The sequence below is a fragment of the Citrobacter sp. S46_ASV_140 genome (genome assembly GCF_018919545.1).
GTDB classification, from domain to species: domain Bacteria; phylum Pseudomonadota; class Gammaproteobacteria; order Enterobacterales; family Enterobacteriaceae; genus Citrobacter; species Citrobacter braakii.
The window spans coordinates 1-15928 of the sequence record NZ_JAHLRC010000044.1; the positions used below are offsets into that span (position 1 = coordinate 1).

The following is a 15928-nucleotide window of genomic DNA, read 5'->3' on the forward strand; positions in this document are numbered from 1 at the left end:
GATATTTATTGGTGAAGCGGTACGCGACGCGTTCGATCCCAACAAGGCGATTTAAGATGACACAACCGCTATTAACTATTGAAAATTTATCGGTAGGTTTTCGCCAACAGGAGACCGTGCGCACCGTGGTCAATACCCTCTCACTGAGGGTTGAAGCCGGGCAAACTCTGGCGCTGGTGGGCGAGTCCGGTTCGGGTAAAAGCGTGACCGCACTTTCTATTCTACGGTTATTACCGACCCCTCCCGCAGTCTACCTTTCCGGCGACATCCGTTTTCATGGCGAATCATTGCTTCATGCCGATGAGCAGACGCTTCGCGGCGTTCGCGGGAATAAAATCGCCATGATTTTCCAGGAGCCAATGGTGTCGCTAAACCCGCTTCACAACCTGGAAAAACAGCTGTATGAAGTGCTGTCGCTGCATCGGGGAATGCGTCGGGAGGCCGCGCGGGCAGAAATACTGACCTGTCTGGATCGCGTCGGCATCCGTCAGGCGGCCAAACGTCTCGCAGACTATCCGCACCAGCTGTCCGGCGGTGAACGCCAGCGCGTGATGATCGCCATGGCGCTGCTTACGCGACCGGAGCTGCTTATTGCCGATGAACCGACCACCGCGCTGGATGTCTCCGTACAGGCGCAAATCCTGCAGTTGCTGCGGGAGCTACAGCACGAGCTGAACATGGGACTACTGTTTATCACCCACAACCTCAGCATTGTGAAAAAACTGGCCGATACCGTTGCGGTGATGCAAAACGGCCAGTGCGTTGAGCAAAATCGAGCAGCACGGCTGCTCACTGCGCCAACGCATCCCTACACGCAGAAATTGTTAAACAGCGAACCTTCCGGCGATCCGGTGCCTGTACCTGCCGGGCAAGCGCCATTGCTGGAAGTGGAAAAACTCTGCGTTGCCTTCCCCATCCGTAAAGGTATCCTGAAGCGCGTGGTGGACCATAACGTTGTGGTTAACAACGTCAGTTTTTCCCTCCGGCCCGGTGAAACGCTGGGGCTGGTCGGGGAGTCAGGATCGGGGAAAAGCACTACCGGGCTGGCGCTACTGAGGTTAATCACCTCACAGGGAAGCATTGTGTTCGATGGCCTGGCGCTGCATACCTTAAATCGCCGCCAGCTGTTACCGGTACGTCACCGCATTCAGGTTGTTTTTCAGGATCCCAACTCCTCGCTGAACCCGCGCCTGAGCGTGCTACAGATTATTGAGGAGGGACTACGCGTTCATCAGCCAACTCTGTCAGCCGAACAGCGCGAAGCGCAGGTGAAAGCGGTAATGGCGGAAGTGGGACTGGATAGCGAAACGCGGCATCGTTACCCGGCGGAGTTTTCCGGCGGTCAACGTCAACGCATAGCCATTGCCAGAGCCTTGATTCTCAAGCCTTCCCTGATCATTCTGGATGAACCAACATCGTCGCTCGACAGAACCGTACAGGCGCAAATCCTGACGTTGTTAAAGTCTTTACAGGAAAAGCATCGCCTGGCTTATATCTTTATCAGCCATGATTTGCACGTAGTACGCGCGTTATGCCATCAGGTTATTGTGCTAAGGCAGGGAGAGGTCGTGGAGCAAGGACAATGCGAGCACGTATTTAACGCGCCACAGCAGGCATATACGCGTCAGCTGCTCGCGCTAAGCTGACGCTCAAAACGGATTGTTATTTGAAAACGGCTCTGCGATGGCCACGCCGAAATTTTTCAGTCTGCAGGTCGCGGCAAATTCATCCTGGCGATTCACAAACAGGCACGGCTCTCCTTCGCATTCCAACACGGAACAAGGTACCTCAATGTCGCTGAGGGCCTGGCTGAGTTTATGCATGACTGACCACGCACTGTCGCCATCAGGGCTAAGCAATTTGAGCGCCACCAGGCTGTTCTCATTGCTCTGACCGTTTTGCGGAATCGGTTCAACCTTTGAACCTGCGAAACCCACCGACCAACGATAGCACTGTGGCAGACGATGAACGATTGAGAGTTGTAATGTCATCACTTTCTTTCCCTGGAAGTACAATCACTTCACAATTATTTTACATCAATATTAACACATCATTGACAATACGTCTTTAAACAGTTCGTAAACGTTTACACCCTGACTTTATGCCACTTTCCGAACCAAATATTTAAATTTATTCAACGGTTCTGGCATATTTCCGCGCTATATGTACTCGTTTCTGCGATCTAACTCAACCTTTTTAACTACAATGATGTGACTTTTTACATAAATTGATTTTACATAAAATAAACATAAGCGGGGAAATTGATAGATTTTCGGTTGATGTACATCAACTCTGGAGGCCCTATCGCCCCCAGGTTGTGTAATAGATCACCGTTTTTTGGCGCGGCTGGCGTAGAGATAGAAGAGAATTGAGCAGGTAGCGCAAAACGCTATCGACCAGATCATCGGCCAGGCCGAGTTAAAGGTCGCCAGTGACAGCAGCGCCCCAACGATGGCGCCAATGCCAAAACGGAACGTCCCTGCCAGCGATGACGCCGTTCCCGCCATATGCGGAAATTCATCCAGAATGACTGCCATGGCGTTGGATGACACCATCGACACGCAGCCAACAAACGCCGCAACGCCCACCACCAGCGCCCAGAAACCAACCCCGAACAGCGCGCTAAAGACCATCCAGCCCGCCATCACGAACTGGATCCACAGGCCAGTACGGAACATATTCAACGCCCCAACCCGACGAACAAAGCGGCTGTTGATGATGGTCATCACGAACAGGAAAACAATGTTCAGCGCGAAGTAATAGCCGAAATGCTGCGGTGAAACGTGGTTAATCTCAATGTAAACAAAAGGTCCGGCGCTCAGGAACGAGAACATCCCGGCAAAACTAAACCCACTGGCCAGCATATAGCTCAGTACACGCTTGTGGCGAAACAGCGAGGCAAAGTTGCCGAGAGTAGTACGCAAGCGAAACGGCTGGCGGCGCTCAACCGGCAAGGTCTCTTTGATCAGCGTAAAGATCATCACCGACGCCAGAATAGCCGCCACGGCGAGGATCCAAAAGATGTAGTGCCAGCTCAGCCATACCAATACCCAGCCGCCCACGATGGGTGCCAGTAAGGGTGCAATTGTCGTGACCAGCATGACAAAGGACATCATGCGCGAAAACTCTTCCTTCGGATAGATATCGCGCATCAGGGCGTTGATAACCACGCTCGCCGCTGCCGCAGCCAGACCATGGAAGAAACGCATCACGATCAGTTGATCGATAGTTTGTGCCAGCGCACAGGCAACTGCCGCCGCCGCAAACACCAGCGTCCCGCCCAGAATCACCGGCTTGCGCCCAATGCTGTCAGCCATTGGACCATAGAGTAACTGCCCCACCGCGAACCCAAGAATATAGGTACTGAGGGTCATCTGCGCGCTACCTGCAGGCACACCAAACTGTTCAGAGATAACAGGTAGCGCCGGAAGATACATATCAATCGACAACGGCATCAGCATGGCTAACAAGCCAAGGATAAAGACAATGGCAATTGACGAGTTCTGCCGGGTGGTCACATTTAGCTCCTGAAATTAACGCGGGGTTAAGTTAACGCTGGCGATTTCTTCTTCGGTCAATGGACGGTATTCACCCGGCTCCAGATCCTCATCAAGCTTGATGTCACCAATCCGTTCACGGTGCAGTTCCACAACGTGGTTACCGACGGCGGCAAACATACGTTTAACCTGATGATAGCGCCCTTCGCTGATGGTCAATCGCACCTGAGTTGGCGTAATAACCTCCAGCACGGCCGGTTTGGTCAGGTCTTTCTCATTATGCAGTTGTACGCCATGGGCAAACTGTTCGGCGGTGTCATCTGCCACCGGCGACTCCAGCGTCACCAGATAGGTTTTCTCACAATGGTGACGTGGTGAAGTGATGCGATGCGACCACTGTCCGTCATCGGTCATCAGCACCAGTCCGGTGGTGTCGATATCCAGGCGCCCTGCCGCATGCAGTTTGTAGGCAACCGGCTCATCAAGGAAATAGAGCACTGTCGGGTGATCCGGGTCATCCGTTGAGCAAACATAGCCCTGAGGTTTATTCAGCATAAAATAGCGCGGGCCATTTTGTTGAATCAGGGAATTGCCGTCATATTCTACGTCGTGTTCTGGCAGCAGCTTAAAGGCACTGTTTTTGACGATTTCACCGTCGACGGTAACGCGGTTAGCACGGATCTCACGCCCGGCAATAGCGCGGCTGACGCCGAGTTGCTGAGCGATAAATTTATCAAGTCGCATGAGTGTGATTTTTGCCTGTAAAAAACAAGAAGCGGGATTGCGCCCGAAAAGTGGGACGATTATCCGCCCAGTATAGCGGCGTTACACCATCCCTCAAGGGAAATGATTCATGGCATACTATACATTGTTGCTGCTTACCTTAATGAGCCCATGATTTTTACTCTTCGCCCGTACCAAAAAGAAGCCGTGGATGCCACGCTCAACCATTTCCGCCACCATCGCACGCCAGCGGTTATCGTCCTGCCAACCGGTGCGGGAAAAAGCCTGGTGATTGCTGAACTGGCCCGCGTGGCGCGTGGTCGCGTACTGATACTGGCGCACGTTAAAGAACTGGTCGCGCAAAACCATGCCAAATATCGCGCGCTGGGGCTGGAAGCCGATATTTTTGCCGCAGGACTGAAGCGTAAAGAGAGCCACGGGAAAGTGGTATTTGGCAGCGTACAGTCGGTAGCGCGTAATCTTGACGCCTTTCAGGGAGAGTTCTCGCTGCTTATCGTCGATGAATGTCACCGTATTGGTGATGATGACGAGAGTCAATATCAGCAAATCCTCACTCACCTGACCAAAGTAAATCCCCACTTACGCCTGCTCGGGCTTACTGCCACTCCTTTTCGTTTGGGCAAAGGCTGGATTTATCACTTTCATTATCACGGTATGGTGCGCGGCGATGAAAAAGCGCTGTTTCGTGACTGCATTTATGAATTACCGTTGCGTTACATGATTAAACACGGCTACCTGACGCCGCCAGAACGCCTCGACATGCCGGTAGTGCAGTATGACTTCAGCCGCCTGCAGGCGCAGAGTAACGGCCTGTTTAGCGAAACAGATCTCAATCAGGAACTGAAAAAGCAGCAGCGAATAACGCCGCATATCATCAGCCAGATTGTCGAGTTTGCCCAGACGCGCAAAGGGGTGATGATTTTCGCCGCCACAGTGGAGCACGCCAAAGAAATTCTGGGCCTGCTGCCTGCTGACGATGCCGCGCTAATCACTGGAGACACGCCTGGCGCTGAGCGTGATGTACTGATTGAAGAGTTCAAAGCCCAGCGCTTTCGCTATCTGGTGAATGTGTCGGTCCTGACCACTGGCTTCGATGCCCCGCACGTCGACCTTATCGCCATTCTGCGCCCGACGGAGTCAGTTAGCCTTTACCAACAAATTGTCGGTCGCGGCCTGCGCCTGGCGCCGGGTAAAACCGACTGTCTGATCCTCGATTATGCCGGTAACCCGCACGATCTTTACGCGCCGGAAGTGGGGGCGCCGAAAGGGAAAAGCGATAACGTTCCGGTGCAGGTGTTCTGTCCCGCCTGCGGGTTTGCAAACACCTTCTGGGGCAAAACAACGGCAGACGGCACGCTGATTGAACACTTTGGCCGCCGCTGTCAGGGGTGGTTTGAAGATGATGACGGCCATCGCGAACAGTGCGATTTTCGTTTTCGTTTTAAAAACTGCCCACAATGCAACGCGGAAAATGATATCGCCGCCCGCCGCTGTCGGGAGTGCGACACGGTGCTGGTTGACCCGGATGACATGCTGAAAGCCGCGCTCAGGCTCAAAGATGCGCTGGTCCTGCGCTGTAGCGGCATGGTGTTACAAAACGGCCAGGATGAAAAAGGCGAATGGCTAAAAATCACCTATTACGATGAAGATGGTGCCGACGTTAGCGAACGCTTTCGCCTGCATACTCCCGCGCAACGTACGGCTTTCGAGCAACTGTTTATTCGCCCGCACACCCGAACGCCCGGTATTCCCTTACGCTGGATAACCGCCGCCGATATCCTCGCCCAGCAGGCGCTGTTACGTCATCCTGATTTCGTGGTGGCGCGCATGAAAGGTCAGTACTGGCAGGTCCGTGAAAAGGTCTTCGATTATGAAGGACGCTATCGTCGGGCACATGAATTACGCGGTTAATCGTACTTTTGATTGATGTACCAGCCGTTTAAGTATAGAATCTCGCCCGCTTTTGCATACGCAAAGCAGATCACTTACCTGTTGCTGGGTCGCCTGTAGCAGGAATTATTAAAGAGAGATTTAAATGTTTACTATCAACGCTGAAGTACGTAAAGAGCAGGGTAAGGGTGCGAGCCGCCGCCTGCGTGCCGCTAACAAGTTCCCGGCAATCATCTATGGTGGCGCAGAAGCCCCGGTTGCTATCGAACTGGATCACGATGCAGTTATGAACATGCAAGCTAAAGCTGAATTCTACAGCGAAGTTCTGACCATCGTTGTCGACGGTAAAGAAGTTAAAGTTAAAGCTCAGGCAGTACAGCGTCACCCGTTCAAGCCGAAGCTGGCACACATCGACTTCGTTCGCGCGTAATCGCTTACAAGTTGAAGAAAAACCCCGCCTCGGCGGGGTTTTTTTATGGGATTTTGTTGGCGGTAAAGATGAATCACACAGGCCGGATGGGGGCGTTAACGCCCCCATCCGGCAAACGGCTTTATTTCCCGCCCGAGGTACGACGCTGTAGCTGATCGCGCAGGTTCGGCGGCGTACCTTTGATGGTCAAAGTATCTGTGGCTGGATCCCAGAAAATACGCTCACCCAGTAACATGGCGTCGAAGTTGATGGTTAACCCGCCGCCGCTTCCGGCAAATTTGGTTAACTGACGCAGCGTGCTGCGATCCGCCGGGAAGCTCTCTTCCAGCTCGTAGCCTTTATCAGCGGTAAATTCGCTGAAGCTGACTTCACTGACGCCGGAAAGCTCTTTGGACAGCGACTCCAACTCGATCTCTTCACCGGCCTGCAGTTGCTCGTTACAGTAGCTGTAGACCTGCTGACGCACGTTCTGGCGTTCAGCTTTATCGAGTCGGGCCTCGGCAGTAAAGTCATCGACCGCCTGCAACAGGCCGCGGTTTTGCGCTTTAGCGTTAAGACCCTCGCTGGCACCCAGGAAGTCCATAAAGAAATCGGCGACTTTGCGCCCTACCCGCCCTTTCAGGAACGTCAGATAGCGCGTGGACTCCGGGTTGGTTTCCCACTCGGTTAAATCAATACGCGCCACGATATCCGCATGATTGATATCCAGATAGTGCGTCGGGTTGATATCCAGATTTTCATTGACGCGCATACTGCTTAAATTGTTCAGCACGGCAACCAGCAGATACTCTACCGCCAGATAGCGGTAATGGCAGAACAGGACAATGCCGCCATCAGCAAAAGGATATTTCGCCAGTTCGTCTCGCAAGCGCCCAGTCGCTGCACGACTAAAGGCCAGAAAATCCTCTTCGCCCTGACGCTGTAAACGCAGCGTTTGCGCCAGTTCACTCTCTGCGCTAAACAGGCCATAAGCTTTATTCTTGGCGCTGTATACCCGATGCAACTCAGCCATCATATCGACAACGGTCGCTGTCGGTTCCAGTAATGAATCGCGCAAGACCAGCTCAAGGTTCTGCTCGTCACGTTTGATAAGCTGGTGCAGGGCAATCTGGTTGATATCCAGACTCATGATAAACTCTCCTTTTAGACCGGGCGGTATTCAACCACCTGCCGGGCAGTGACGCAATAGAAGATAAAAAAGCAGAAAAAAAACTGTCTGTACGGTAATATGTTGCCCTTTCATGAACAGACTGATTTCGATTTATGCCACAAATTTCCCGCTATAGTGACGAACATGTTGAACAACTGCTGAATGAGATGCTCAACGTACTGGAAAAACATAAGGCGCCGACCGACCTTTCCCTGATGGTACTGGGAAATATGGTGACTAACCTTATCAATACAAGCATCGCACCGGCCCAGCGCCAGGCGATTGCCAACTCTTTTGCCCGCGCATTGCAGTCTTCGGTAAACGACGACCAAGCGCATTAAGAGCCTGCTCCGGGGAAACGAACAACAGTTTATGGTAACTCATCGTCAACGCTACCGTGAGAAAGTCTCCCAGATGGTTAGCTGGGGGCACTGGTTTGCCTTGTTCAACATTCTGTTGGCCATGGTGCTCGGTAGCCGTTACCTGTTTGTCGCCGACTGGCCGACAACCCTTGCAGGTCGTGTTTATTCCTACCTGAGCGTTGTCGGGCATTTTAGCTTTCTGGTGTTCGCCACCTATCTGCTGATCCTGTTTCCCCTGACGTTTATCGTCATGTCCCAGAGGCTGATGCGATTCTTATCAGCTATTCTGGCGACGGCTGGCATGACGCTGTTGCTAATCGACAGCGAAGTTTTCACCCGCTTCCACCTGCATCTCAATCCAATCGTCTGGGAACTGGTCATCAACCCAGACCAGAATGAAGCGGCGCGTGACTGGCAGCTGATGTTTATCAGCGTACCGGTTATTCTGTTAATTGAAATGCTGTTTGCAACCTGGAGCTGGCAAAAGCTGCGCAGCCTGACGCGTCGTCGCCATTTTGCCAAACCGTTAGCAGCATTCTTCTTCGTTTCCTTTATCGCCTCGCACGTGGTGTATATCTGGGCGGATGCCAATTTCTATCGCCCGATTACCATGCAGCGTGCGAATCTGCCGCTCTCCTACCCGATGACGGCACGTAAATTCCTGGAAAAACATGGCCTGCTGGATGCGCAAGAGTATCAGCGTCGCCTGATCGAACAGGGCAATCCAGAAGCGGTTTCCGTGCAGTACCCGCTCAGCGAACTGCGCTATCGCGATATGGGCACCGGTCAGAACGTGCTGCTGATTACCGTCGACGGTCTGAACTACTCACGCTTTGAAAAACAGATGCCTGCGCTGGCTGAATTCGCCGGGCAGAATATCTCGTTTACGCGTCACATGAGCTCAGGCAACACCACGGATAACGGGATCTTTGGCCTGTTCTATGGTGTCTCGCCAAGCTACATGGACGGCATTTTGTCGACCCGTACGCCTGCGGCGCTGATTACTGCACTGAACCAGCAGGGTTACCAGTTAGGGCTATTCTCCTCGGATGGCTTTACCAGCCCGCTGTATCGCCAGGCGCTGCTGTCAGACTTCTCCATGCCAAGCGTACAAACGCAATCTGACGAACAAACCGCAAGCCAGTGGATTAACTGGCTGGGGCGCTACGCGCAGGAAGATAACCGCTGGTTCTCGTGGGTCTCCTTTAACGGGACGAACCTTGATAACAGCAACCAGAAGAACTTTGCCAAACGCTATGCCAGTGCCGCTCAGGATGTGGATGCCAATATTAACCGTATTCTTAGTGCCCTGCGCGACTCCGGTAAACTGAACAACACGGTAGTGATTATTACCGCAGGTCGGGGCGTGCCGCTGACTCAGGAAGAGAACAATTTTGCCTGGTCGCGTGGCCATCTGCAGGTTCCGCTGGTTATTCACTGGCCGGGAACGCCTGCCCAACGCATCAATAGCCTGACCGATCATACAGACCTGATGACAACGCTCATGCAGCGCCTGCTGCACGTCAGCACGCCTGCTAACGAATACTCGCAGGGGCAGGATCTGTTCAATGCAAACCGCCGCCATTACTGGGTTACCGCCGCCGACGGCAGCACGATGGCCGTTACCACACCAGAGATGACGCTGGTGCTGAACAACAACGGTAATTATCAGACCTATGATTTACGCGGCGAAAAAATAAAAGATCAGAAACCGCAGCTAAGCCTGCTGCTACAGGTTCTGACGGATGAGAAACGATTTATTGCTAACTGATTAATTATAAATCACTTAGCGATGCTTCCCCTTGCATTCGCAGCGGAAAGCAGTAGTATTAGCAGCCATAGCGTCGGCACGTAGCGCAGCCTGGTAGCGCACCGTCATGGGGTGTCGGGGGTCGGAGGTTCAAATCCTCTCGTGCCGACCAAAAATCCCAGAAAAACCAACCTTCATGGTTGGTTTTTTTATGCCCGCGATTCCACGTTCCTTATTATTACCCCGGCCTTTAGCACAGGTTTTACTACTTACCCATGCACAAATTGGGGTAAAATTTACCCTCTCATCAGCGCGATGAAACTAGACGAGTGATGCGCTGAAAACAATAATGATACTAATAAAAACTCAGGAGAATAGTATGCCTGAAGCAACGCCTTTTCGGGTGCTGATTGTCGACGACCACCCACTAATGCGGCGAGGAATTAGTCAATTATTGCAACTGGATCCCGCATTTAACGTAGTCGCGGAAGCAGGTGACGGCGCCAGCGCTATCGATCTGGCTAACCGTCTGGACCTGGATGTGATCCTGCTGGATCTCAATATGAAAGGCATGAGCGGACTGGACACCCTGAATGCGCTGCGCCGGGATGGCGTCACCGCGCAAATTATTATTCTTACCGTCTCGGATGCAGCCAGCGATGTGTACGCCTTAATTGATGCCGGCGCGGATGGTTATTTACTCAAAGACAGCGATCCTGAAGTCTTGCTGGAGGCCATTCGCAGCGGCGCCAAAGGCGGTAAAGCTTTTAGCACACGCGTCAGCGAATATCTGCGCGAACGCGATCTGTTCGGCGCACAAGAAGATCCCTTCAGCATTCTCACCGAACGTGAACTGGATGTATTGCATGAACTGGCTCAGGGGCTGTCGAACAAGCAGATTGCGTCAGTGCTGAATATTTCCGAACAGACCGTGAAAGTGCATATTCGCAACCTGCTGCGCAAACTCAATGTGCGCTCTCGCGTTGCTGCCACTATCCTGTTTTTACAAACGCGTGGAATGCAGTAATCCATGAAGAGGCCGGATAGCCCCGATATGCGAAGCGCTATCGGGGCTATTCTGGATACTTATTTCTCCTGCGGCGTTAGCTGCTCCATCGCCTGCTTAATGCTCCGTTCTATTACCGCCCGACGGGTATCGTTGGCAGGTAATAGTTTCAGCATCATCTCCCACGCCGCAACCGCCTCGCCGAAGCGCTGCTGTTCAAAGGCGTTGAAAGCGTACATGCTGAGAACTCGCACGTTGGCATGTTCGCCACGCACCAGTTGGCGTAACAGCTCCCCTCCCCGACGGTTATCATCAGGATCGGAAGAACGGGTCAGCGCTTCCGCATAGCCCAGCGCCGCATCGCTGTTTTTAGGATCCAGTCGATAGGCATTGGCATAGGCTTCAGTGGCCGTACTGGCGTTACCGAGAACCATGCCAATGCGTCCAAGCATGATCCAGCCTTCAACATTTGCGGGATCGGCTTGTAAACGCGTGCGCAGCCCCAGCGCCAGACGCGCCATATCTTCTTCATTGAGCGGTTCCGCTTTCGGATCCAACGCCCGCTCCAGCAGCGCCGGAGCCTGAGCAGTGGCCTGCTGCCAGACCTGAACCTGCTTATAGCTGCCGATTTGGTAATAGCTTACTGCGCCAACCACCAGCGCCACCACGATACCAGGCACAAACAACCCGAATCCACCGCGCTTGCCATTCGGAATAACATCGTCAGGAAACGCTTCCTGTTTCACCCGAACGCGTCGGCGAGTACGGGCGAAAATAATCCAGCCCCCCAGACCAATCGCTACCACCGGCATCACCCACAGCAGCACGGTGAGCGGCGTTAACGGCGGATCGTACGTGACGAAGTTGCCGTAGCGCGCCACCATGTAATCGACAATTTCTTTCTGGCTTTTTCCTTCCTGCATCAGTTCGTACACTTTCTGACGCAGGTCGGTGGCAATCATCGAGTTAGAATCGGCAATGCTGTTGTTCTGGCATTTAGGACAACGCAGTTGTTCAGTAAGCTGGCGGAACTGCTGCTCCTGCGCTTCGTCCTTAAACTGCATCACGTCGATAGTCGCAAGCGCGGATCCCGAGATAACCAGCATTAGCAGGCCCAGTAAAAATCTCATTGCGCAGCCTCCTTACTGTACTTGTCCCATAACGGTTTGATCTCGCTCTCCCACACCCGGGCGTTCAGATCGCCGGCATGGCGATAGCGAATAATGCCTTTGCCGTCGATCAGGAACGTCTCCGGAGCACCGTACACGCCAAGATCCAGACCGAGCATACCGTCGCCGTCAAACAGACTTAATGAGTAAGGATTACCCAGCTCTTTCAGCCAGACAATGGCTTTCTGACGATCATCTTTATAGTTCAGACCCACTACCCGCACGCCTTGCGCAGACAGCTGATTCAGATACTGATGCTCGGCGCGACAGGTTGGGCACCAGGTCGCCCAGACGTTCAGCAATACCGGTTTGCCCTGCGTCAGCACATCGGCCTGATAGTGCTGACCCGGATTTTCCAGTGACTCCAGGCGGAATGTCGGAACAGGTTTGCCGATCAGCGCCGATTCCAGATTAGTGGGATCGTCCCCCTGAGCGTTACGCGCGAGCTGCCACAACAGCGCCGCCGCAATGATGAGAAAAATAATAAACGGAATTAACAGTGCGTTGCGCTTCATACAGCCTCCGACGCATTTTTTTGCACCGCGGCGCGAGGACGCGTCCGCTGGCGATAGCGTGGATCAAACAGGCAGAACAACCCGCCCAGCGCCATCAGCAATCCTCCGGCCCAAATCCAGCGAATAAACGGTTTGTAGTACAGGCGTACAGCCCATGCGCCATTATCCAGTTCTTCACCCAGCGCAGCGTACAGATCGCGCGTGAATCCGCCGTCAATTGCCGCTTCGGTCATCATCGAACTGGTGCTGTTATAGAAGCGTTTTTCCGCATGCAGCGTGGCTTCCGGCTTACCATCTCGGGTAACGCCAATAATGGCAACGCCGCCCCGGTAGTTTGGCCCGGTAATATCTTTCACTTCGCGGAAAGTGAACTGATAGTTATGGATACTAACGCTATCACCCGCTTTCATGCGCACATCGCGTTCAACGCTGTAGTTCTGGCTAAAGGCAATACCAACAATGGTAATCGCCAGCCCGACGTGACCCGATACCATGCCCCAGTAGCTTGGCGTTAGCTTTGTCCCACGGGAAATACGCAGGAACGCTTCGGACATCGCCAGTACGAATATCCAGCACGCCATCGCCAGCCCCACCACTGTCATGGCGGCAATGCGATCCTCAAGCAGCCACGGCAGCAGCAGCGACAGAACAAGGGTGGTGACAAACGCGATAAGCAATAGCGTTTTCAGTTTACGCGGTCGGTCACGGCCCCAGCGCACTAATGGCCCAATCCCCAACAACAGTGCGAACGGCGCCATCAGCCAGGTGAACATGGTGTTGAAAAACGGCTCGCCAATCGAAATGCTGCCCAGCCCCAGCTGTTTGTGCACCAGCGGCAGCAGCGTGCCCAGTAGCACCACCAGCATGGCGGCAATCAGCAGGACGTTATTCCCCAGCAGCAGTGATTCACGCGACCACAGCGCGTTGTTCACCCGTGAGCGAACCTTGTGACCGCGCACCGCAAACAGCAGCAGGGAGCCGCCAATTACCAGCACCATAAAGGCCAGAATAAACATCCCGCGCGACGGATCGGAGGCGAAAGCATGTACCGACACCAGTACGCCGGAGCGCACCAGGAAAGTACCTAACAGACAAAGTGAGAATGCGCAGATTGACAGCAACAGCGTCCAGGCTTTAAAGCTGGCGCGCTGTTCGGTTACCGACAACGAGTGCATCAGCGCCGTTCCCACTAGCCATGGCATAAACGAGGCGTTTTCAACCGGATCCCAGAACCACCAGCCGCCCCAGCCCAGCTCGTAATAGGCCCAGGCCGAACCGAGCACAATGCCCAGCGTCAGAAACACCCACGCCGCCAGCGTCCACGGACGCGAAAAACGGGCGAATGTGCTGTCCAGTCGACCGCTCATCAGCGCAGCAATCGCAAACGCAAAGGCGACCGAGAAGCCGACATACCCCATGTACAGCAGCGGCGGATGGAAAATCAGCCCCGGATCCTGCAACAGCGGGTTCAGGTCACGTCCTTCAATCGGGAAGTTCGGCAACGTGCGGGCAAACGGGTTGGAGGTAAACAGAATAAACAGCAGGAAACCGACGCTGACCATTCCCATGACCGCAAGCACGCGGGCGACGATATCCAGCGGCATGCGCTGGCTGAACGCTGCAACGGCGAACGTCCAGCCGCTCATCAGCAGCACCCACAGCAGCAGCGAGCCTTCATGCGCCCCCCACGTCGCCGCCACCCGATACCAGACCGGAAGCTGGGTGTTGGAGTTGCTGGCGACGTAGGTCACGGTAAAGTCATTAACCACGAAGGCGTTGACCAGAATCAGGAACGCCCCCATCACACAGATAAACAGTACCCAGGCAAAGGGACGCGCGGAGGCCATCATCCGCACGTCGCCGCGCGCTACGCCCCACAGCGGATAGACCGACAGCAGTAATGCAACGCCAAGCGCAAGGCACAACAGCGCATTGCCAATTTCAGGCATCATGACGTTTTATCCTTATAAACACTTTCCGGGCGACGGTGGTTTTCCTGCATCGCTTTTTCGACTTCCGGCGGGGTGTAATTTTCATCATGTTTAGCAAGCACTTCTTTGGCCTGCACATGATTTCCCCCGTCCAGTTCGCCCTGAACGACGACGCCCTGCCCTTCGCGGAACAGATCCGGCAGAATGCCTTCATAGGTGACATCCACCACACCTTCGGCGTCATAGATGCTGAAATTCACCTTCAACGACTGCGGATCGCGCTTTACGCTGCCAGGCATTACCATACCGCCCACGCGCAGGCGCTGGCCGACTTCAGGCATTTGCTGCGTTTCGCGCTTCCCGTAGAGTATTTCTCCCGGCGTATAGAACAGGTCGATATTGGAACGCAGCGCGTAGAGTACCAGCGAAATGGTCAAAGCCAGACCTGCCAGGACCGCGCAGGCTATCCATAACCGATTTTTACGTCGAATATTCACGCCGCCTCCCGTTGCACTTGCGCCGCGCGCATGCGCGCTTCTCTCGCCCGCTGCTGCGCGACACCGCGTAAGATTGCACGATGCTGTAACGCAGAATGCAGCACCAGCGCCACCAGCGGGACAATGCTCATCGCCACAGCCAGCCAGACATACAAGGCGTAACCGCCCATCGCGAAAAAATCACTCCATGATGCAAATGCAGGGGTCATTGGCGGCCTCTTTTTAAGATCAGTTCGCTCACCCACGGGCGGCGTTTTTCCATCATCAAAATCAGGTTACGCATGCGCATCAGCACCAGCGTGACAAACAGTAACAGGTAGCCGACGATCGCCAGACGCAGCGGCGCGCGCATTGCCGGATCGATACTCTGCTGCATACGGGTCGACCCCTGATGCAGCGTATTCCACCACTCGACCGAGTAGTGAATAATCGGCAAGTTGACCACGCCAATCAGCACCAGAATGCCGGCAGCGCGACCAGCCAGACGGCGGTCGTCAAAGGCATGCCACAGCGCAATGGCGCCAACGTAGAGAAACAGCAGCACCAGTTCAGAGGTGAGTCGGGCATCCCAGACCCACCAGGTGCCCCACATCGGTTTGCCCCATGCAGAGCCCGTCACCAGCGCAATAAAGGTAAACACGGCACCAATGGGCGCCATCGCGGCCAGCGCCAGATTGGCCATTTTCATCTGCCAGACCAGGCCAATAAACGCGGCAACGGCCATCGATGCATAAATACCCATCGACCAGATTGCTGCCGGAACGTGCAGATAAATAATGCGATAGCTCTGCCCCTGCTGATAATCCGCAGGCGCGAAGCCAAAGCCCCAGATCAACCCGGTTATCAGTACCACCGCGCTGGCAATCGCCAGCCACGGGATAAACCAGCCGCAGATCTGATAGAGCCGAGGAGGCATCGCCAATTGATGAAGTGTTTTCCACATAGTTCAGTCACCAGACTCCGTAAATTAATATCCGTTGTGCCGGG

Annotated in this window: 16 protein-coding genes and 1 tRNA gene; 7 read left to right on the plus strand and 10 right to left on the minus strand. The window is 54.0% G+C overall.

Annotated elements, in window-relative coordinates:
• Positions 1–56 precede the first annotated feature (56 nt).
• Positions 57–1646, plus strand: a complete 1590-nt coding sequence (gene yejF, locus KQJ19_RS12915) for a microcin C ABC transporter ATP-binding protein YejF (RefSeq protein WP_216403730.1) — start codon at positions 57–59, stop codon at positions 1644–1646.
• Between the two features lie 3 nt (positions 1647–1649).
• Here the strand turns inward: yejF and KQJ19_RS12920 are convergent, their stop codons facing one another.
• The 3 genes from KQJ19_RS12920 to rsuA all read right to left on the minus strand — a co-directional run bounded on the left by KQJ19_RS12920 (position 1650) and on the right by rsuA (position 4241).
• Positions 1650–1994: a YejG family protein gene (locus KQJ19_RS12920; RefSeq protein ID WP_029139605.1), complete on the minus strand. Its 345-nt coding sequence runs from the start codon at positions 1992–1994 to the stop codon at positions 1650–1652.
• Between the two features lie 333 nt (positions 1995–2327).
• Positions 2328–3518 (minus strand): Bcr/CflA family multidrug efflux MFS transporter, encoded by a 1191-nt coding sequence (locus KQJ19_RS12925; RefSeq protein ID WP_016153755.1) that lies wholly within the window; start codon positions 3516–3518, stop codon positions 2328–2330.
• 15 nt (positions 3519–3533) lie between these two features.
• Positions 3534–4241 carry a 16S rRNA pseudouridine(516) synthase RsuA gene (gene rsuA, locus KQJ19_RS12930; RefSeq protein WP_016153756.1) on the minus strand — a complete coding sequence of 236 codons (708 nt, stop codon included), beginning with the start codon at positions 4239–4241 and terminating at the stop codon, positions 3534–3536.
• A 150-nt stretch (positions 4242–4391) separates the two neighbouring features.
• Between rsuA and KQJ19_RS12935 the strand changes: the two genes are divergently transcribed.
• Both KQJ19_RS12935 and rplY read left to right on the plus strand, forming a co-directional pair.
• Entirely contained in the window at positions 4392–6152 is a 1761-nt protein-coding gene (locus tag KQJ19_RS12935) for a DEAD/DEAH box helicase (protein WP_032931694.1), read from the plus strand.
• 124 nt (positions 6153–6276) lie between these two features.
• The gene (gene rplY, locus KQJ19_RS12940) at positions 6277–6561 is read left to right on the plus strand and encodes a 50S ribosomal protein L25 (RefSeq protein ID WP_016153758.1); all 285 of its coding nucleotides are present in this window, start codon (positions 6277–6279) and stop codon (positions 6559–6561) included.
• 121 nt (positions 6562–6682) lie between these two features.
• Here rplY and yejK read toward each other — a convergent pair whose 3' ends face one another.
• Positions 6683–7690, minus strand: coding sequence for a nucleoid-associated protein YejK (gene yejK / locus KQJ19_RS12945; protein ID WP_216403731.1), 1008 nt, complete (start codon positions 7688–7690; stop codon positions 6683–6685).
• Between the two features lie 134 nt (positions 7691–7824).
• Between yejK and KQJ19_RS12950 the strand changes: the two genes are divergently transcribed.
• The 4 genes from KQJ19_RS12950 (at position 7825) to narP (ending at position 10850) form a co-directional block, all read left to right on the plus strand.
• Positions 7825–8052 carry a YejL family protein gene (locus tag KQJ19_RS12950; RefSeq protein WP_003027506.1) on the plus strand — a complete coding sequence of 76 codons (228 nt, stop codon included), beginning with the start codon at positions 7825–7827 and terminating at the stop codon, positions 8050–8052.
• A 31-nt stretch (positions 8053–8083) separates the two neighbouring features.
• The gene (yejM, locus tag KQJ19_RS12955; RefSeq protein ID WP_016153760.1) at positions 8084–9844 is read left to right on the plus strand and encodes an LPS biosynthesis-modulating metalloenzyme YejM; all 1761 of its coding nucleotides are present in this window, start codon (positions 8084–8086) and stop codon (positions 9842–9844) included.
• A gap of 74 nt (positions 9845–9918) precedes the next feature.
• Positions 9919–9995 (plus strand) — tRNA-Pro (locus tag KQJ19_RS12960).
• 207 nt (positions 9996–10202) lie between these two features.
• Positions 10203–10850: a nitrate/nitrite response regulator protein NarP gene (narP, locus tag KQJ19_RS12965; protein WP_016153764.1), complete on the plus strand. Its 648-nt coding sequence runs from the start codon at positions 10203–10205 to the stop codon at positions 10848–10850.
• Between the two features lie 59 nt (positions 10851–10909).
• Here narP and KQJ19_RS12970 read toward each other — a convergent pair whose 3' ends face one another.
• Genes KQJ19_RS12970 through KQJ19_RS12995 form a run of 6 tightly spaced genes read right to left on the minus strand, consistent with a single transcriptional unit; the run spans position 10910 to position 15884 of the window.
• Positions 10910–11959 (minus strand): cytochrome c-type biogenesis protein CcmH, encoded by a 1050-nt coding sequence (locus KQJ19_RS12970; protein ID WP_049281462.1) that lies wholly within the window; start codon positions 11957–11959, stop codon positions 10910–10912.
• On the minus strand, positions 11956–12513 hold the full coding sequence (gene dsbE / locus KQJ19_RS12975) for a thiol:disulfide interchange protein DsbE (protein ID WP_003834613.1): 558 nt from the start codon (positions 12511–12513) through the stop codon (positions 11956–11958). The genes KQJ19_RS12970 and dsbE overlap by 4 nt, the downstream gene beginning before the upstream one ends.
• Entirely contained in the window at positions 12510–14465 is a 1956-nt protein-coding gene (locus tag KQJ19_RS12980) for a heme lyase CcmF/NrfE family subunit (RefSeq protein ID WP_016153766.1), read from the minus strand. Before KQJ19_RS12980 ends, dsbE begins: the two co-directional genes overlap by 4 nt.
• Positions 14462–14941, minus strand: coding sequence for a cytochrome c maturation protein CcmE (ccmE, locus tag KQJ19_RS12985; protein ID WP_016153767.1), 480 nt, complete (start codon positions 14939–14941; stop codon positions 14462–14464). The genes KQJ19_RS12980 and ccmE overlap by 4 nt, the downstream gene beginning before the upstream one ends.
• Entirely contained in the window at positions 14938–15150 is a 213-nt protein-coding gene (gene ccmD, locus KQJ19_RS12990) for a heme exporter protein CcmD (RefSeq protein WP_016153768.1), read from the minus strand. The genes ccmE and ccmD overlap by 4 nt, the downstream gene beginning before the upstream one ends.
• Positions 15147–15884: a heme ABC transporter permease gene (locus KQJ19_RS12995; RefSeq protein ID WP_103766560.1), complete on the minus strand. Its 738-nt coding sequence runs from the start codon at positions 15882–15884 to the stop codon at positions 15147–15149. The genes ccmD and KQJ19_RS12995 overlap by 4 nt, the downstream gene beginning before the upstream one ends.
• Positions 15885–15928: the final 44 nt, after the last annotated feature.